At 70.2% G+C, this 18427-nt stretch carries 16 protein-coding genes and 1 pseudogene; 10 read left to right on the top strand and 7 right to left on the bottom strand.

The window, feature by feature from the left end:
• Positions 1-62: 62 nt before the first annotated feature.
• From ABZ824_RS29325 to ABZ824_RS29300, 6 genes are all read right to left on the bottom strand, one after another.
• Complete coding sequence (locus tag ABZ824_RS29325) at positions 63-1151, bottom strand: glycerol dehydrogenase (RefSeq protein ID WP_356966828.1); 1089 nt, start codon at positions 1149-1151, stop codon at positions 63-65.
• A gap of 558 nt (positions 1152-1709) precedes the next feature.
• Positions 1710-3113: an MATE family efflux transporter gene (locus ABZ824_RS29320; RefSeq protein WP_356966826.1), complete on the bottom strand. Its 1404-nt coding sequence runs from the start codon at positions 3111-3113 to the stop codon at positions 1710-1712.
• Positions 3114-3186: 73 nt separating this feature from the next.
• The gene (locus tag ABZ824_RS29315) at positions 3187-4218 is read right to left on the bottom strand and encodes a cysteine synthase family protein (protein WP_356966824.1); all 1032 of its coding nucleotides are present in this window, start codon (positions 4216-4218) and stop codon (positions 3187-3189) included.
• Between the two features lie 32 nt (positions 4219-4250).
• Positions 4251-5633, bottom strand: coding sequence for an alanine racemase (locus ABZ824_RS29310; protein ID WP_356966822.1), 1383 nt, complete (start codon positions 5631-5633; stop codon positions 4251-4253).
• A gap of 16 nt (positions 5634-5649) precedes the next feature.
• A complete protein-coding gene (locus ABZ824_RS29305) occupies positions 5650-6660 on the bottom strand; it encodes an ornithine cyclodeaminase family protein (RefSeq protein ID WP_356966863.1) in 1011 nt (336 codons plus the stop codon).
• Complete coding sequence (locus tag ABZ824_RS29300; protein ID WP_356966820.1) at positions 6632-7789, bottom strand: TauD/TfdA family dioxygenase; 1158 nt, start codon at positions 7787-7789, stop codon at positions 6632-6634. The genes ABZ824_RS29305 and ABZ824_RS29300 overlap by 29 nt, the downstream gene beginning before the upstream one ends.
• A 316-nt stretch (positions 7790-8105) precedes the next feature.
• Between ABZ824_RS29300 and ABZ824_RS29295 the strand changes: the two genes are divergently transcribed.
• The 9 genes from ABZ824_RS29295 to ABZ824_RS29255 all read left to right on the top strand — a co-directional run bounded on the left by ABZ824_RS29295 (position 8106) and on the right by ABZ824_RS29255 (position 17311).
• Positions 8106-9623, top strand: coding sequence for an ABC transporter substrate-binding protein (locus ABZ824_RS29295; protein WP_356966819.1), 1518 nt, complete (start codon positions 8106-8108; stop codon positions 9621-9623).
• The gene (locus ABZ824_RS29290; protein WP_356966861.1) at positions 9623-10549 is read left to right on the top strand and encodes an ABC transporter permease; all 927 of its coding nucleotides are present in this window, start codon (positions 9623-9625) and stop codon (positions 10547-10549) included. The genes ABZ824_RS29295 and ABZ824_RS29290 overlap by 1 nt, the downstream gene beginning before the upstream one ends.
• On the top strand, positions 10546-11367 hold the full coding sequence (locus tag ABZ824_RS29285; RefSeq protein WP_356966818.1) for an ABC transporter permease subunit: 822 nt from the start codon (positions 10546-10548) through the stop codon (positions 11365-11367). The genes ABZ824_RS29290 and ABZ824_RS29285 overlap by 4 nt, the downstream gene beginning before the upstream one ends.
• Positions 11364-12971, top strand: coding sequence for an ATP-binding cassette domain-containing protein (locus ABZ824_RS29280; protein ID WP_356966816.1), 1608 nt, complete (start codon positions 11364-11366; stop codon positions 12969-12971). Before ABZ824_RS29285 ends, ABZ824_RS29280 begins: the two co-directional genes overlap by 4 nt.
• Positions 12972-13066: 95 nt before the next feature.
• Positions 13067-13783 carry a lytic murein transglycosylase gene (locus tag ABZ824_RS29275; protein WP_356966814.1) on the top strand — a complete coding sequence of 239 codons (717 nt, stop codon included), beginning with the start codon at positions 13067-13069 and terminating at the stop codon, positions 13781-13783.
• 114 nt (positions 13784-13897) lie between these two features.
• Positions 13898-15184 carry a phosphopyruvate hydratase gene (gene eno / locus ABZ824_RS29270; protein WP_355074472.1) on the top strand — a complete coding sequence of 429 codons (1287 nt, stop codon included), beginning with the start codon at positions 13898-13900 and terminating at the stop codon, positions 15182-15184.
• 50 nt (positions 15185-15234) lie between these two features.
• Positions 15235-15792, top strand: a complete 558-nt coding sequence (locus ABZ824_RS29265; RefSeq protein WP_355074470.1) for a septum formation initiator family protein — start codon at positions 15235-15237, stop codon at positions 15790-15792.
• A 38-nt stretch (positions 15793-15830) separates the two neighbouring features.
• Positions 15831-16364 (top strand): DUF501 domain-containing protein, encoded by a 534-nt coding sequence (locus ABZ824_RS29260; protein WP_355074468.1) that lies wholly within the window; start codon positions 15831-15833, stop codon positions 16362-16364.
• The gene (locus ABZ824_RS29255; RefSeq protein WP_355074467.1) at positions 16364-17311 is read left to right on the top strand and encodes a Ppx/GppA phosphatase family protein; all 948 of its coding nucleotides are present in this window, start codon (positions 16364-16366) and stop codon (positions 17309-17311) included. Before ABZ824_RS29260 ends, ABZ824_RS29255 begins: the two co-directional genes overlap by 1 nt.
• Positions 17312-17335: 24 nt before the next feature.
• Here the strand turns inward: ABZ824_RS29255 and ABZ824_RS29250 are convergent, their stop codons facing one another.
• On the bottom strand, positions 17336-17860 hold the full coding sequence (locus ABZ824_RS29250) for an SRPBCC family protein (protein WP_355074465.1): 525 nt from the start codon (positions 17858-17860) through the stop codon (positions 17336-17338).
• Positions 17861-18018: 158 nt separating this feature from the next.
• Between ABZ824_RS29250 and ABZ824_RS29245 the strand changes: the two are divergent.
• Positions 18019-18389: pseudogene (locus ABZ824_RS29245) on the top strand (MFS transporter); the annotation flags it as partial.
• Positions 18390-18427: the final 38 nt, after the last annotated feature.

Here is an 18427-nt window from a genome sequence, read left to right as displayed (position 1 = left end):
CTTGCGGGAAGGTGAGGTTTCGGTGTCGGACGCTGGGTGAACGCGGGTGGATGTGGGATTGGTCACCGACCGAGGGCGTCGGCGGTGCGCAGGGCGTCCACAACCATCGCGGCATCCACCGTGAAGGGTTCGTTGTGGATCGTCTCGCCCGGAGCGGTCGCACGCTGTGCGATGGCCGCCAGTGTCTCGTCGTCGGCATCGGGCAGCCCGAGGGCGGCCAGCGTGGTCGGCAAACCGACCTCGGCGCAGAAATCCAGCACCGTGCCGATCTCGGACGCGGGCGCGCCCTCGAGCACCAATTGGGTGAGGGTGCCGAACGCGACCTTCTCGCCGTGCAGGAACGGGCGCGTTCGCGCGGCGGCGGTCAGACCGTTGTGCACGGCGTGCGCCGCGGCCAGCCCGGACGATTCGAAGCCGAGTCCGGAGAGCAAGGTGTTGGCCTCGACGACGCGCTCCAGCGCCGGTGTGACGCCGCGGGTGCGGACGGCGGTCAGCGCCTGCGCGCCGTCGGCGAGCAGCGTGCGATAGCAGAGTTCGGCCAAGGCGGTGGCGCTGCGCGTGGAGGCGCCGCCGCGCATGTTGCGCACCTGGGCGGCGCTGCACGTGCGCGCCTCGAACCAGGTCGCCAGGGCATCGCCCATGCCAGCGGCGAGCAGCCGGGCCGGGGCCTGCGCGACGACCGAGGTGTCCACCAGCACCAGCGCCGGATTCCGCCGCACGAGCTGATACGCCTCGAACTCGCCCGCGTCGGTGTAGATCACCGACAGCGCGCTGCACGGTGCGTCGCTGGAGGCGGTGCTCGGGCAACTGATCATCGGCAGATCGAGGTCGTCGGCGACCGCGCGGGCCGCGTCGAGCACCTTGCCGCCGCCCGCCCCGAGGACGACCGTGCTGCCGGATTCCTCGACGGCGTGGGCGATCCGGGCGATCTCGGCCCGGCTGCATTCGCCACCGGATAGATGGATCGAATAGGCGATCTTCGCGTCCGTCAGCGAGCGCTCCCAGGTGTTTGCCAGCAGCCGGAAAGCGCTGGAGCCCGCCACGATGAGCACCGGCCCGCCGATGCCGAGGCGGGTCATCTCCGCCCCGAGCGCGGCGGTGGCGTCCCGGCCCTGCACGTAGTGCCCCGGCGAGGAGAACACGCTCAGCATCCGGCACCTCCCGATCCCGGGCCGCGCACGTCATCCCGGCCCGGCCGACGACGTTCTCAACGCTACGCGACACACCCTCCGACACGGTCGTTGTCGACAGAACCCGCACGCGTGGAGCGCCGACGGTGATGGCCGAACCGGGTCGGCGCGAGTCCAGTTGCCGTCGTCGGTGCCCACGATCTCGATCGCACGTTCCGGCACCGGCAGGCCCGGAGTCCGCCGGACCTTCGCGATCGCATGGTCCGAGCACGGGTCCCGAGCGTCGAAGCTCCGGTCGAAGCCGCTGCGGGCGCTGCCCGGCGACGGGCCGTCGGGCCGGTACGCGGCGGGTTTCGAGGCATTCCCGTCCCGGGCTGGACTCAGCTGCTCCGAGGCCGCCCTTCGGCACCGCGAGTGGCGTGCCGGGGCAGCCCCGGAGCCGGGTAGGCGTCCGTCGTGGACCACGTCGGACCGGTTCAGCCCAACTTGTCGTGCGGCCGGGGGCCCAGCCGATGCGGCTTCGGCGATCGCGAGAGCCGTCCGACGACCCGGAGGTGCCCGGAGCGCGATCGGGACCGATCAGCTCTGGGTCGTGAGGGTCTCCGGGAGCAAGTGCGGCCGGTCGCGGTCCTTCTCGTCCAGCAACGCGAAGTAGCGGCGCAGCATGAGGATCGCGGTGGTGGCCAGGCCCGCGGTGAGTCCCCACCAGACGCCCGCCGCGCCGAGCCCGGCCGGATAGGCCAGCAGCAGGGCTACGGGAAGGCCTACGCCCCAGTAGCCGATCAGGGAGAGCCGGAAGCCCGCGTTGGTCGCCTTCAGCCCGCGCAGCAGGCCGGTGCCGATGTTCTGAGCGGCGTCGAAGAATTGCAGCACGATGCCGATCAGCAGCAGGGTGTGCGCGACCTGGATGGTGTCGGCGTCCGAGGAGTCCAGGAACGGGCGCAGCACCAGATCGGGGGCCATCACGTACACCGCGCCTGTCACCGCGGCGATCACCGCGGCATGCCGCAGCGCCAGCCAGGCCAGTGCACGGGCGTGCGCGTGCTCGTCGCGCGCGACCGCGTGGCTGACCAGGATCGACGCACCGTGCGAGAGACCGATCGCCACCTGGAACACGATGTAGATGATCTGGTAGACGACGTTGTGCGCGGCCAGCGCCGCCGGGCCGATGCTGCCCATGACCAGCGCGAGCACCGAGAACATGCCGGCCTCGGAGCCGTAGGTCAGCGCGATCGGCGTGCCCAGTCGCAGCTCGGCGCGCACGGTGGTGAGCCGCACCGGCAGCGGCGTGCCGGGCAGGGTACGGCCGAGTTCCTCGTCGCGCCACACCATCACCCAGAACACGCCGAAGGTGATCAGGAAGACCAGCGAGGTCGCGACACCGATACCGGTGAGCCCGAGTTCGGGCAGGCCGCCCTTGCCGTGGATGAAGCCCAGCGCCAACAGCAGATTCAGCACCACCGAGCCGAGCGTCACCAGCAGCAGCGCCTGCGGGCGCTGCATGCCGACCGTGTACTGGCGCAGCACCTGGAACCACAGGCACGGCAGCAGGCCCGGCGCGAGCGCCATCATCAGCGGGCGGGCGTCGGCGAGCACTCCCGGGTCCTGGCCGAGCCAGGGCAGCGCCCAGCCGAGCCCGATCAGCACCGCACCGCCGAGCAACCCGGCGATCGTGGCGATCGCGAAGCTCGAGCGCAGCAGGTCGCGGATCTCCGGATCCGGTGATTCGCCGCGTTTGCCCGCCGCGCTCACGGCGGTGGCGATCTGGTTGCCGCTGCCGGTGATCAAACCGACGCACATGGTGCGGATCTGGTTGAACAGCACGATCGCCAGGCCGCCCGCGGCCACCTGCCGCACGCCGAGCGTGCCCATCAGCGCGATGTTCGTGGTGGATACCGCGATCTGGGCGAGCTGGGTCAGCGCGATCGGTGTCGCCAGCGCGGTGAGCCGCCCGCCGTCGCCGCGGAAACTCGTCACGATCACCGGTTCTCCTTCACAGAGGGCGGGAGCGTCGTCCCGCGCGGGCGCAGCGTCGCACCGTACCAACGACCGGACCTCACCGCGCTTCCACCAACGTGTTCCTGGCGGCGGGCGTGTAGCGCCGCAGCAGCAGCGCGATCTCGCGTTCGGTGCCGGGGTCGAGCAGGTCGCGCTCGTTCATCCACTCGTCGTCGAACACCGTGTCCAAGTACTTCTCCCCGCCGTCGCACACGATGGTGACCACGGTGGAGCCCGGCGGGAACTCCTCCAGCCGGGTGAGCGCGGCGTACACCGAGCCGCCCGCCGACCCGCCGATCATCAGCCCCAGTTCGGCGGCGACCGCGCGGGCGGTCGCGAAGGCCGCCACGTCGGTGACCTTCACGCCCTCGTCCAGCAGCGAATAGTCCACGGCGGTGCCGATGGTGGCGCCCGGCGGGGTGCCGGTGCCCGACTGCCAGTACGGACCGCCCGGCCCGCCGAAGGCGATCGAGCCGACCGGTTCGACCCCGATGACGTGCGGCGTGCAGCCGAGCTGGCGCAGCCGGGTCGCGGTGCCGAACAGCGAACCTCCGGTTCCCACGGCGGACAGCAGGATGTCGACCCGGTCGACGTCCTCGAGCAATTCCTCGGCCACCGGGTAGTAGCCCACCGCGTTGGCGTCGTTGTTGTGCTGCTCGGTGAAGTACGCGTCGTCCCGCTCGGCCGCCATCGCCTCGGCGAGGTCCTCCCGTGCCGAGGTGGCCAGGTTGTCGTCGCCCTCGTCGGCGACGAACACCAGTTCCGCACCCATTGCCCGCATCGCGCGCAGTTTGTCCTTACATGCGTGATGGTCGACCACTGCGGTGAAGCGATACCCACGTTCCGCGGCAACTACCGCGAGGCCGAGCCCGGTGTTGCCGGATGTGGACTCGATGATATGTCCGCCACTGCGTAGCAAACCGCGACGCTCGGCGTCGAGCACCATTTCGCGCGCCATCCTGATCTTGGCCGCACCGGTCGGGTTGAACTGCTCCAGTTTGAGCAGCAGGCGGGTGCCGGTCGCGGTCGCCGCGAGCTCGAACAGCGGCGTGCGGCCGATCAGATCCGTCACGCGCGTGACGAGCGGCATCGAGGTCTCCTGGTTCTGGTCGGGAAGTCGGGTCAGCTGCCGTCGCGGGTCCAGCGGAAGCGATCGCCGGGTGCGTCGTGCAGTACGACTTTCGGTGGGATGGGCAGTTCGTGAAACGCGGACTCGTTCGAATCCATCTGATAACCGGCGGTATTCGGGTAGATCAGCAGATCGCCGACCTCGGCGGGGCGGGGCAGCGGCACCCGCCGCCAGCTCAGCATGTCGGAATCCAGACAGGTGGCGGCCCCGACGCTGGTCGGCGTCGCGGTGCCGGGCCGTGCGGGCCACAGCACCGGATCGGGCAGATACTCGCTGTCGAACCATTGCTCCGAGAGACTGAGGCTGGTGCCGTCCACGGTGAGCAACCGGTAGGGCTGGCCGTGCGCGTGCCTGGTCTTGCTGCCTTGGACGCGAAAGACGGTGCAGCCCGCGTGCGCGAGCAGCGCGCGCCCCGGTTCGACGGCCAGCCGCACGGCGTTGTCGCGCAGTCGTCCGGCGAGATCCGCGTGGTCGAGGATCTGCGCGAGCATGGCCGCGCCGGGCGCCGGAAAGTGGTACGGATAGTACGAATCGAAGGCCTTGCCGGAGTGGAACCACTGCCTGCCCGCCCGCGCCGTGAACTCCATCGCCGCGTCCGCCGGAACGTAGTCGACGCCGAACCCGCCGCCGATCGACACGGTGGTGGCCGGATGCCCCAGCGTGCGCGCGTGCAGACAGCGGGCGATCAGCTCGCCCGCCAGTTCCGCGCGCGCCACCGCGTCGTAGCCCGACAGATGGAAACTGAAGCCCTCCAGGCGAATCGAATCGCGTACGCCGCACAATGCGAGGGCTTCCTCGATTTCGCCGGAGGTCATGCCGAACCGGCTGGCCGAGGCTGCGGGCAGCACGCGGATCAGCACTCGCGCGGGCCCGTCGGAGGACGCGAGCGCGGCGAGCCGTTCGAGTTCGCCGAGATCGTCCACGGCGATCAGCGCACCGTGCCGGGCGGCCAGCCACAGCAGGTCGTCCGCCTTCGCCGGTCCGGTCACCATGAGCTCGGCACCGCGTACGCCTTGTGCCAGCGCGGCGGTCAGCTCGCCGACGCTGGCGACGTCGACGCCCGCACCGTTTTCCGCGCAGGCCCGCGCGACGCACGCGGCCTTGTTCGCTTTCTTGCCGTAGTAGATGGCACCTTGCACCCCGGCGCTCTCGAAAGCGGCGCGGAACGCCCGGATGTTGTGGCCGACCCGCGCCGGGTACATCACGTGGAACGGCCCGCCCAGCGTGAAAGCGAGGTCACCGAGCAGATCCGGATCGGCGAACAGGCGGCGCTCCCACGGATCGAGATGCGCGGGCATCGGTGACGCGCTGATCGAATCGCGCGTGGCCGCCTCGTCCGCGGGCTCCACGGTGACACTCGCGTGTTCTAGTCCCACCGTGCACCTCCCTGCGCTAGTCCCACAGCGGTACCTCCGTGCCACGGCCTTCCGCGATCGCCCGCTCCGCCAGCGCGTGGGCCACCGCGATGTCGGTCAGCACCAGCCCGCTGTTGTAGACGAAGAGGCGCTCGTCGTCGGAGCGGCGCGCGACCGCACGGCGATTGAGGATCTGCGGCAGCTCGGCGTCCACCGTGCGCAGCGTGCCGTCGGGCCCGGCCATGTCGGTGCCGGTCAGCGCCATCTGCTCGGCGCTGGTCGCGATCACGCGGTCGGCATCGGTCAGCGCGGACGGCGCGAGCCCGTAACCGACCAGCACCGCCACCGAACCGGGCGCCAGATCGTCGGATTCGAGCGCCACTTCGGTGGCCGGGCCCGCCGTGGCCAGCACGACATCGGCCGTGGCCGCCGCGGCGCGTGGATCGGTGACGGTCTCGAGCAGCGCGTGCGGATGGTGCTCGGCGAGCACGCGGTGCACGGCTGCCAGGCCCTCGGGGTGGGTGCCGTAGACCATCAGCTTGCGCAGCTGCGGGTTCGCGGCGAGCAGATGCGGAAGGGCGTTGCGGCCCTGGGTTCCGGTGCCGATCAGCAGCACGCTCTCCGCGCCCCGCCGGATCGTCTCGCGCACCAGCAGAGCCGACACCGCGGGCGTGCGCAACGCGCCGACCCGCGCGCAGTCCATCATCGCGATCGGCGCGCCGGTGCTGTCGTCGTAGAGCGTGATGGTCGTGTAGTACCGCTTCGTGCTGCGATCGTGGCCGGGGTCGAACTTGTAGGAGGTCTTCATCGCCACCACGCGCCTGCGGCCGTCCCGGCCGAGCATGGCGTAGGCGACCGACCAGCCGTCGGGGTTGGCGACGCTGAGCTTGCGCGGATTGTCCGAATCACCCGCCGCCAGGGCGAGATACGCCTCTTCCACGGCGCGTACCACGGCGGCCGGTGTGATCGGCACGTCGGCGAGGTCGCTTCGGCTCAACACCCGCAGGGGTGTGCTTCGGTCACGCGTGCTCAAGGGGTCCTCGATCATGTCGTACTGCATCCCGCTCATGAGTGCCGCTCTGAACCGGCGGGGTGGCCGCCGTCCGGAACGGGGCTACGGTTTGTTGCCCGTAGCCATTCTCGTCGGCTTCCTCGGCCCGCCGCCGCCGTTCCGGAAGCCGGATGTTCACTCGCTTGAGCCACCGGTCGGTGCCGTCGTACCGGGCGGTGAACGGCACTCGGCCGTGCACGGCGACGTCGTTGTCCACCAGCAACAGCTCGCCGGGGGCGAGCGACGCGGTGACGCAGACGCGTTCGAGCTCCGCGGCGAGTTGTTCATAGGCCGCGCGGAAATCCGGGTCGGCGTCGTCGAGCGGTGTGTACGCCGGGTCGTAGCGCAGCGTCTGCCGGTCGGCACCCGCGACGCTCCACAGCGTCGGAATCGGTGCGGCCGGGTAGGTTTCGTGACCGTCGCCGTAGGAGACATCCGGCAGGATCGGCAGTGCGGGAGTGCTGAGCAGTTCGCGTTGCGCGGTGGACAGTTCGATCCGGCGCACCGACGACACGGTGGTGCCGACCAGATCCGGGTTACGTAGGCAACCGAGCATCAGCAGGTGGGCGCGCTCCGGATGGAAGGCGTCCTCGGTGTGCGGGCTGAGCAGCGCTTTGCTGCTGGCGCCGGACTGTTCGTGTTCCTGACCGGCCGCGGGAACGATATTGTTGACCAATCGGCCGTCCTGCTGGCCCTGCCAGCCGAACGGCTCGCCCGCGCTCCGCGCCAGCAGCAGCATCACCAAGTCGAGTTCGAACGAACGCGCGCGCCGCTCCGGATCTCCGCTCCAGCGCGCCGCCTCCCGCCAGTTCGGCGGAGTCGGTCCGAATTCGTTGTCCACCAGCGGAAGACGACCGACGACCGTGGCGCCCGCTGGGGTGGCGGGCGGGCGCATGGCGTGGCGCACTTCGGCGGGGAGCCGTGCCGCGCCCGCATCGATCCGTTCGATGAGCGCGGGGTCCGAGAGGGTGCGCGCCGCGGCCGCCGGATCGGCGAGTGCGAGATCGAGCGTGACCGATATCTCTCTGGCGGCAGCGCGCACCGCGCGGCCCGCTTCCGGGGAAAGCTCGCGTCGTTCGAGGTCTAGGGGGTGAAGCGGCTTACGTTCGGAGAGAACGCTTTTCACCGGGTATCCCTTCTTCGCAGCAGTGGGAAAAGCAGGGTTCACGATTAGTATGGGAAGGTAGCCCTTTGTATGAAGTGAAGCAAGGCTTACCTAAGCGAGTCGGCAAAAAATAGCCGAATCGCATAACTTCGGCTCGGGTGAAGTCGGTCCGGCGGGCGTGCCGGGGCTCGGTCGGCGGTTTGCGGGAGATGCGCCCTTGCACTGCCGTTTTGATGCCGGTATCGGCGAGTCGCGCCGCGCATTAGGCTAGCCTGTCCTGATCAAGGCACTGTGTGCGGTACCGCCGTGGGTTCGGTTCAGGAAGAGGGGCAGCACAATGGTTTTGAATCGAAGGGACTTGCTGCGGTCGAGTCTCGGCGTGGGGGCTGTGCTGCTGGTGGCCGCTTGTTCCGATGACGCCGACGTGTCCGGGCCCGCACGACCTGGCGGCACGCTGCGAGTCGGCGCGCTCGGCACCGCGGCGCGCATCGAACGCGATCCGCACGCCAACCTCAGCAACGACAGCGACTTCCTCGTCACCTCCCTGGTCTACGACGCCCTCACCGTGCCGGGCGGCAACCCGAACGTCGTTCCCCGCCTGGCGAATCGGTGGGAGCCGGACGCCGACCGGCGGCGCTGGAGCTTCACCCTGGCCGAGAACGCGACCTTCCACGACGGGACACCGGTGACGTCCGAAGATGTCGTGTGGTCGCTGCGCAGGCTGCGCACGGTCGGTGGCGCGTCGAAGATGCCGGTGGCCGTGGAGGACATCTCCGCCGACGGGCCGAACCGGGTGGTGCTGGCCGTGCCCGAACCGAATACCCAACTGCCGCTGCTGGTGCGGCTGATGACGTTCACGGTCAAAAAGGACACCACCGATTTCACCAAGGCCGTGGGCAGCGGACCGTTCCGGTTGGAGTCCTATCAGGGCGGCAACGCCCGGCTGGTGCGCAACGAGCGGTGGCACGGCGGGCCGCCGCCGCTGGACGCCATCGAGGTAACCATGTTCGAAAGCGTGACCGCGCTGGGCAACGCGGTGCTCGGCGGGCAGATCGACCTGGCCTCCAACGTCGGCGCCATCGCGGGCCGCACCGCCGAGGGACGCGGCGATCTGGCCGTCGTGCGCCGACCGAACGACACGGTGGTCGGTGTCGCCATGCGCAGCTCCGACGGCCCGTTCGCCGACGCACGGGTGCGCACCGCCCTACGGCTCGGCGTCGACCGCAAAGCCTTGGTCAACCAGGTGCATTCCGGATACGGAACGGTGGCCAACGACATTCTCGGCACGGCCGATCCGCTCTATGACACCTCCCTCGCCCAGCGCACCCGCGACCTCGATCGCGCGAAAGCGCTGTTGCGCGAGGCGAAATTCGACACCGGGCGCAGCTACCCCTTCGTCACCAAGGCCGAGGCGCCCGGTGAGGTGGAATCGGCGAAGGTGATCGCCACCCAGCTCGCCGAGATCGGCGTCCGGCTGGACGTGGTGACCCAGGAGCCGAACGCCTTCTACGACCAGACCTGGTTGAAGGCGCCGCTGTACACGATCTCCTGGGGCACCAACGACTCCACCCTCTTCTTCGCGAGCAAATTGCTGTCGAGCGGATCGAACCGCAACGAAACCGGTTTCACGGACGCCGAATTCGACGCCGCGACCGCGAAAGCGCTCGCCGCGCGCACCGACGCGGAGTACCGGCAGGCGAATCAGGAGTTGCAGCGCATCCAGTACGAGCGCGGCGGCTACCTGGTCTGGGGCATGGCCGACGGCATCGACATCGCCGCCTCCCGGGTGCGCGATCTGCCCACGCTCGGCGGGTTCGCCAGGGTCCAGTTGGAGAAGGCCTGGCTGGCCGGGTGATGCTGTTCGCGCGACTGCTGCTCCGGCGCGTCATCCTGCTGGTGACGCTGCTCGCCTGCGTCTTCGTCGCCGTGGACCTGCTGCCGGGCGACACCGCCCGCGCCGTCCTCGGCCGGGAGGCCACGCCCGAGCAGATCGCCGCCAAAGAACACGAACTCGGACTGGACCGTCCCCTGGCGGTGCGGTTCTGGAACTGGATCGCGGGCGTCGTCACCGGCGATTTCGGACGTACCGCGCGCGGACGGCCGGTCGACGACCTGCTCGTCGACAAGTTCCCGCCGACGCTGCTGCTCGGCGGTATCGCCCTCGCGGTGACCGTGCTCGCGTCGCTCGCGCTCGGCGCGTGGTGGGCGACGCGTCCGGGCAGCGTGGCCGCGCGCGTCTTGCAGCCGACGACGACCACCGCGGTGGCCGTTCCCGAATTCGTGATCGCCACGGTGCTGATCCTGGTGTTCGCGCTGGCGCTGGGCTGGCTGCCCGCCGTGACCATCACCGGCCGGTCGGGGATGCCGGCCGGACCGGAGATGCTGGTGTTGCCGGTGCTCGCGCTCGCGTTGCCCCAGATCGGATGGAACACCAGGGTGGTGCGCGCCGCCTTGTCCGACGCCACGCTGGCTCCGCACGTGGAAAGCGCTGTGCTGGATGGGCTTTCGGGCCGTGCGGTGCTGGCGCGGCACGTGCTGCCGTTCGCGTTGCCGACGATCGTCGCCAGCTTCGCCACCACGGTCGGGATGCTGCTCGGCGGTGCTCTGGTGGTGGAGACCGTGTTCAACTATCCCGGTCTAGGGGCGGTCCTGGCCGGTTCGGTGGCCGATCGGGACACTTCGGTGGTGGCCGCGGTGGTCGCGTTGTCCGGGGTGCTCATCATGGTCGTGCTCGCCGCCGCCGACGGCATCCGCGCCTGGTCGTTGCGGGGGCGGCGATGACGGCTCCCGCGAAGATCGCGCGCCCGGCGCGGCGGCGGCTCGGGTGGCTGGCCGTCGCGCCCGCTCTGCTGGTCACGCTGGCGGCGGCGCTGGGACCGACGCTGGCGCCGCACCCGGCGGAGGAAGCGATCGGCATCCCGTTCGGCGATCCTGCTGCCTGCGCGCCGTTGGGCACCGACCGGCTCGGCCGCGACGTGCTCAGCCAGTTGCTCTATGGCGGTTGGGGATTGCTGCTGGTGGCCGCGGTGATCGCGGTGTCGGTGACCGGACTGTCGTGTGTCCTCGGCGCGGTCGCGGCGCTGCGCCCGCGGATCGGCCAGTGGATCGAACTCGGCACCGACTTGTTCATCCTGCTACCCGCGGTGCTGGGGATTCTGCTCGTGCTGACCTCGTGGCCCGACGCGGGAACCCTGGGACTGATCGTCCTGGCGCTGCTGTTCGGCGTTCCCTATTGCGCGCGGATCTTCACGGCCGCCGCCGCTGGGGTCGCGGCGTCCGGATATGTCGAGAGCGCGCGAGCCGCCGGTGAGTCGCTCGGTCACCTGGTATTCCGGGAAGTGATCCCGAACCTGCGCGCGGTGTCGACGACTCAGCTCGGGCTGCGTTTCGTGGCGGCGGTCTATCTGGTGAGCACGGCGTCCTTCCTCCAGTTGCCCACGACGCTCGGTGCGAGCAATTGGGCGGTCATGGTGCGCGAGAACGCCTCCGGCATGCTGCTCAACCCCTGGGCCGTGCTAGCTCCGAGCCTCGCGATCGCGATCGTCGCGGTGAGCGTGAACCTGGCGGTGTCGGCGTTCGGGCGAGGGGAGCGGGAATGAACGTGAACGTCACGACGAGCGCGCGTCGGACGGCCGAGGCGGATGACGCCGGGCAGGTGCGGGCCGATCTCGTCGCGGTCGACGGCCTGACCGTGCTGGGACCGGACGGGCGAGAATTGGCCGGACCCGCGACTTTCCGGATACCGGCGGGCACGGTCACGGCGCTCACCGGCCCGTCCGGGTCGGGCAAGACCACGGTGATGCGCGCACTGCTCGGGCAACTCCCGTCCGCTGCGGCGCGCACGACGGGCTCGGCATCGGTTGCCGGACACGATGTGCTGGCGCTCGATCGCATTGCGCTGCAACGCTTCCGACGTCAGCATATCGCTTACGTCGGGCAGGATCCCGGGTCGGCGTTGAACCCGCTGCTGCGCGTGCGCGCCCTGTTACGCGAGGTCGCGCCGCGCGCGCCCGAGTCCACCCTGATCGACACGCTCGCGCTGGTCGGTCTGTCGCCGGACTACCTTCGCCGCCGCCCCGGTGAATTGTCCGGCGGTCAGCAGCGTCGCGTCGCCCTCGCCAGGGCGCTGATCCGCCGGACCGGCGTGCTGGTGCTCGACGAGCCGCTGGCCGGGCTGCACGGCGCACTGCGCACCGATATCGCCGGGCAGCTGGCGGCACTCGCCCGCGAGCGTTCGGCGGCGATCCTGCTGTCCGGGCACGACACCGCTCTCGTGCACTCGATCGCCGACGACATCGTCGAACTCGGCGCGGTCCGTCCGGCGTCCCCGCCTCCGTCTCCGTCGGGCGGTACACAGGTGTGTGCCGAACGGCGAAGTGCTCTCCCTCCGCCGGACGTCGCCTCGACCGGAGAGCGAGCGCGCAACTGTCACAAGCCTTCGGCCGTCTCGACGGACAACCGACCGCCCGACGTCGTGCTGCGCGCCGAGAACATCAGCGCCTCGATCGACGGACACCGGGTGCTCGCCGACATCGACCTCGCGCTGGAGGCGGGCTCGGCGCTCGCGGTGGTGGGCGCGTCGGGCGCGGGCAAGACCACCTTGGCTCGCGTGCTCGCGGGGCTGCACCATTCGGCGACCGGATCGCTCGAACTGCGTGGCGACCCGATCGCCGTTGGGGCGAACCGGCGAATTCACCATGGCGCGGGCGGCATTCAATTGGTCACTCAAAACCCCCGGTCCGCGCTCAACCCGCGCCGCACCGTGGCGCAAACGCTCGGCCGCCCTTTGCGGCGGATCGGGCGCGTCGCACGCCGGGATCTCGCGTGGCGGATCGAGGAAATTCTTGCCGCCGTCGAGCTTTCCGCCGACCTGGCCGCCCGCTATCCGCACGAACTGTCCGGCGGCCAGCGGCAACGAGTCGCGCTGGCCCGCGCCCTCGCCGCCGAACCCGCCGTGCTCCTGTGCGACGAGATCACTTCGGCGCTGGACCACACCACCGCGGCGGCGATCATGGCGCTGCTGGATCGGATCCGGTCCGAACGTGACACCGCCTTGCTGGTCATCACACACGACATGGCCTTGGTCGCCGGATACTGTCCCCGGCTGATCGTCCTCGACCAGGGACGCGTCGTCGAATCCGGGGACACCGGAACGGTGCTCACCGCGCCGACGCACAGCGCGACCAGCGAACTGCTGGTCTGACACGGCGACCGTGCGGGTCATACGCGCTTTCGACACGCAGTGCGCTCCGTCACCGGCTTGCCGCGGGCCCGCGCCGTCATCTGGATGATGGAAGGGTGTTGCGAAAGACCGGCGTCTCGGCCGCCATCGTGGTGCTCCTCGGGCTCGCCGGTTGCGGGACCGACCGCACCCCGATCCCAGAGGGCATCCCGCCCGGGCCGGGCACCCCGCTGCCCGTGATCGACCTGGACGCTCCCGGTCGCACGGCCGTCCAGTTGCGCGGCTGGGCCGATGAGCAGGCCGATGGGCTCGGCATACCGCTGATCGCGCTGGAGGCGTACGGCTACGCGGCGGCCGTGATGACCAGGGCCCGTCCCGACTGCGGCATCGCGTGGACGACGCTCGCGGGCATCGCGAGCGTGGAGAGCAAGCACGGCACCCATCGCGGGGCGCAGCTCGGCGCGGACGGCTCGGTCCGCCCGCCGATCATCGGAGTCCCGCTGGACGGCTCGCCGGGCGTCGCGTTGGTGCGGGACACCGACGGCGGCGTGCTCGACGGCGATCCGGAGCACGATCGCGCCGTCGGCCCGCTGCAGTTCATCCCGGAGACCTGGAAGCGCTGGGGCGTCGACGCCAACGGAGACGGCGTCGCGGATCCGCAGAACATCGATGACGCCGCGCTCACCGCAGCCAGGTATCTGTGCGCCAGCGGTGGCGACCTCACCTCCGAGCACGGCTGGCAGCGGGCGTTGCTCACCTACAACCAGTCGCACAGCTACCTGTTGACCGTGCGCGACCGGGCCGCGAGCTACAGCATCGGCCGCCGGGTGTGATCTCCCGGTCGCCGGAGTGCCGGTTACCCGCCTCGCCGCCGGGACGATAGGCTCGCAGCGCACGGCCCATCCCGTGAGACATACCGTGTCAGCAGCCGAAGGAGTGTCTTTTTCGTGGCCATCATCGAACAGGTCGGAGCTCGCGAGATCCTCGATTCGCGCGGTAACCCCACTGTCGAGGTCGAGATCGCTCTCGACGACGGCACCCTGACCCGGGCGGCCGTGCCCTCCGGCGCGTCCACCGGCGAGCACGAGGCCGTCGAACTGCGCGACGGCGGCGAGCGCTACGGCGGCAAGGGCGTGCGCAAGGCGGTCGAGGGCGTGCTCGACGAGATCGCGCCGGCCGTCATCGGCCTGGACGCCGTGGAGCAGCGCACCGTCGACCAGGTGCTGCTCGACCTCGACGGCACCCAGGACAAGTCCCGGCTCGGCGCCAACGCCCTGCTCGGTGTCTCGCTGGCGGTGGCCCGCGCCGCCGCCGAGTCCTCCGGCCTCGAACTGTTCCGCTACCTCGGCGGCCCGAACGCGCACGTGCTGCCCGTCCCGATGATGAACATCCTCAACGGCGGCGCGCACGCCGACACGGGCGTCGACGTGCAGGAATTCATGGTCGCCCCGATCGGCGCGCCCACCTTCAAGGAGTCGCTGCGCTGGGGCGCGGAGGTCTACCACGCGCTGAAGTCGGTGCTGAAGGCCAAGGGCCTGTCCACCGGCCTCGGTGACGAAGGCGGTTTCGCGCCCGACGTGGCGGGCACCAAGGCGGCGCTCGACCTGATCAGCGAGGCCATCGCCAAGACCGGCCTGAAGCTGGGCAGCGACGTGGCGCTGGCGCTGGACGTGGCCGCCACCGAGTTCTTCACCTCCGGCAGCGGCTACAAGTTCGAAGGTGTGGTGCGTTCGGCCGAGGAGATGGCGCAGTTCTACGCCGAGTTGATCGCGGCCTACCCGCTGGTGTCCATCGAGGACCCGCTGTCGGAGGACGACTGGAACGGCTGGGTGACCCTTACCGACCAGATCGGCGAGAAGATCCAGCTCGTCGGCGACGACCTGTTCGTCACCAACCCGGAGCGCCTGGAGGAGGGCATCGCCAAGGGCGCCGCCAACGCGCTGCTGGTCAAGGTGAACCAGATCGGCACCCTCACCGAGACCCTGGACGCGGTGGAGCTGGCGCATCGCAACGGCTACAAGACGATGATGTCGCACCGTTCCGGCGAGACCGAGGACACCACCATCGCCGACCTCGCCGTCGCGGTGGGCAGCGGCCAGATCAAGACCGGCGCCCCGGCGCGCAGCGAGCGGGTCGCCAAGTACAACCAGCTGCTGCGCATCGAGGACGCACTCGGTGATTCGGCGCGCTACGCGGGTGACGTCGCGTTCCCCCGCTTCGCGTTCGAAGGCTGAGCTGGGGCACGAACCCCGGGAGTACCGCGAAGTAGAGACCGAGGCGTGAGATGACGGAGCGACGTGCGCGTGGGACCAGTCCGGCCGGACGCGGGGACCGCCGCACGTCGCGTGCCGCCGGATCGCGCCCGGCCGACTCCGCCGCCAAGCGCGGTCGCAGGCGATCGGAGCCCGCGGAGAAGCCGAAACCGCGCAAGACGGGTTCGGCCGGCGACAGGCACGACCACACGTTCCTCGGCCTCTCCACCGGCAAGGCGGTGATCCTCGCGATGGTGGTGTGCGGGCTCGCGCTCACCCTCGCCGTGCCGATGCGCACGTATTTCACCCAGCGCGCGGAGGCGGCGCAGCTGGCGCAGCAGCGCGAGGAACTCGAGACAGATCTGGCCCGGCTGCGGGATCGTCGTGCGCAGCAACAGGATCCGGCCTACATCCGCAGCGAGGCGCGGGACCGCCTGCGTCTGGTGATGCCAGGCGAGACGCCGTATATCGTGCAGGTGCCCGGCATCGAGGCGCCCGCGCCGCCGCCCGCGCCCACCAGAGCCAGGGACCCCCAGCCTTGGTACACCGATTTGTGGCGCAGCATCTCCGAGCCGCAGCCGACGCCCTAGGCCGCCGCGCCACCACCTCGAGCACCGGAAGGACATAGGTGACCGCACCCACCGACCAGGATCTCGCGATCATCGCCGAGCAACTGGGCCGTGCGCCGCGCGGCGTGCTCGCCATCGCCTACCGCACCCCGGACGGGATCCCGGCCGTTGTGAAGACCGCGCCCCGGTTGCCGGACGGCACCCCTTTCCCGACCCTCTACTACCTCACCGATCCTCGGCTCACCGCGGAGGCGAGCAGGCAGGAATCGGCCGGTGTGATGCGGGAGATGACCGAGCGGCTCGCCGCGGACGAGGAGCTGGCCGCCGCCTACCGCGCCGCGCACGAGAGCTATCTGGCCGAACGCGACGAAATCGAATCGCTCGGCACGGATTTCACCGGCGGCGGGATGCCCGAGCGGGTCAAGTGCCTGCACGTGCTGATCGCCCACGCATTGGCCAAGGGGCCGGGCGTGAATCCGCTCGGCGACGAGTCGGTGGCGCTGGCCGCCGAACACGGCCTGCGCGGCACCGCGATTCCGGCCGATTGGCCCGCGTCCCGGCCGAGTAGCGCGCGAGAGACTGGAGCACAGTGATGAGTGACCGGGTAGCCGCCGTGGATTGCGGCACGAACTCCATCCGACTGCTGATCGCCGACGTGCTCGACGACGGGCGGTTGGCCGACGTGCACCGCGAGATGCGCATCGTCCGCCTCGGCCAAGGCGTCGACGCGACCGGCTCGCTGGCGCCGGAGGCGATCGAACGCACCCGCGCCGCCCTGGCCGACTACGTCGCGCTGATGCGCGAGGCGGGCGTCGGCCGGGTGCGGATGGTGGCGACGTCCGCCACCCGGGACGCCGCCAACCGGGAGGATTTCTTCGCCATGGCGCGTGCCGAACTCGGCGCGGTGGTCGCGGGCGCGGAAGCCGAGGTGATCACCGGCGACGAGGAGGCGCGCCTGTCGTTCGCCGGCGCCATCGGCGAATTGTCCAGCGCGGCGGGTCCGTTCGTCGTCGTCGACCTGGGCGGCGGTTCCACCGAGCTGGTGTTCGGGGACAGCGCGGGGGTGCGCGCCGCGTTCTCCGCCGACATCGGCTGCGTCCGGATCACCGAACGGTGTCTGGCGGGCAACCCGCCGACCGCCGAGGAGATCGCCGCCGCCCGCGCCTTCGCCACCGAGCGGTTGACCGAAGCGTTCACGCACGTCCCGGTGGAAGGGGCGCACACCTGGGTCGGCGTGGCGGGCACGATGACCACGCTCGCCGCGGTCGCGCTCGATCTCCCCGAATACGACTCGGAGCGGGTGCATCTCACTCGTTTGACCTCGGAGCAGGTGCATCAGGTCTGCGACCGGCTGATCGCCATGGACCACGATGAGCGCGCAGCGCTGGGGCCGATGCACCCCGGCCGGGTCGACGTGATCGGCGGCGGCGCGGTCATCACCGAAGTACTGGCGGAGGAGTTGTCCCGGCGCGCGGGTATTTCCGAGCTGATCGTCAGTGAGCACGACATCCTCGACGGCATCGCACTGTCGATCGCCTGAGCCGGCCCGGTCGCGTGGCCGCGGTCAGGTCTGTGGGACGTGTCCGTTCAGCTTCACCTCGGCGTGCGTCTCGGTTCCGGCGCGGACTCCGATTCCGGCGTGACCCGCACGGCGCGCCTTGCCGATGGCGATATCGGCGAGCCGGGAGAGCGATTCCATGTTCCGCGGCACCAGCAGGAGTTCTTGCAGCGCGTTGGGCATGAGCCGGCCCAACCCGCGTTCGGCGTGCTCGTACATCCGGATCTGGGTCTCGTCGGTCGCGGTCTCGACGAGTTCCAGCCGGATCCACGCGGCGCCGAACGGCGAGAGCTTGGCCTCTAGTTCGAGCATGTGCGGCGGATCCACCGACACGACCTCCGTGGTGTCGCTCACGGTGAACGGCCATACGCCCGCGCTGTAGTGCAGCGACGCGCCGACGCCGGGCCATTCGTCGTCGACGTCGCGAATGTGCGTGGCGCCGACGACCCAGGCGGCGAACAGCCATCCGTCGGCCAGGACGGAGAAAACCTGCTCCGGTGTAGTCGGCACGGTGATTTCCACGTGGACCATCAGCTCAACGCTTTCTGGGTGCGGGCCGGTTTGCCTGTCGATTGCGGGGTGCCCGATAGGTGCAGGGGCAAACCACCGGCCGCGTCCAGGTTCCGCAGCCCGCCTGAACAGAACAAACGAATCCTCCCCGGCGCGCTTCGAGATGCGATCTTCGGAGCATGGTCGAAGCGAAAACATCGCGGGAACCAGTGGGGACACGAACCGTGTTCGGCCACCCGATCGGGCTGGCCAACTTGTTCGGCGTCGAACTCTGGGAGCGCTTCTCGTTCTACGGGATGGTCACCATCCTCGGGTACTACCTGCACTACTCGGCGACCGACGGCGGTCTGGGCCTGGGCAAGGACGCGGCCGTGGGCATCGTCGGCGCCTACGGCGGCCCGGTCTCTCTGTCCATCGTCCTGGGCGGCTGGATCGCCGACCGTTTGCCCGGGATGGAACTCACCCTCTTCTACGGCGGCGTCGTGGTCATGGCCGGGCACATCGCGCCGGCCGTGCACTCGACTCGCCCCGGAGGCTTTCCGGGCTCGGACAATGGCATTGTATTTTTTTCTCGGTTGGTCTCGGCAC

This window comes from Nocardia sp. NPDC047038, from assembly GCF_040644075.1.
Taxonomy (GTDB): domain Bacteria; phylum Actinomycetota; class Actinomycetes; order Mycobacteriales; family Mycobacteriaceae; genus Nocardia; species Nocardia sichangensis.
This window is presented reverse-complemented; position numbering and strand designations above follow the sequence as displayed.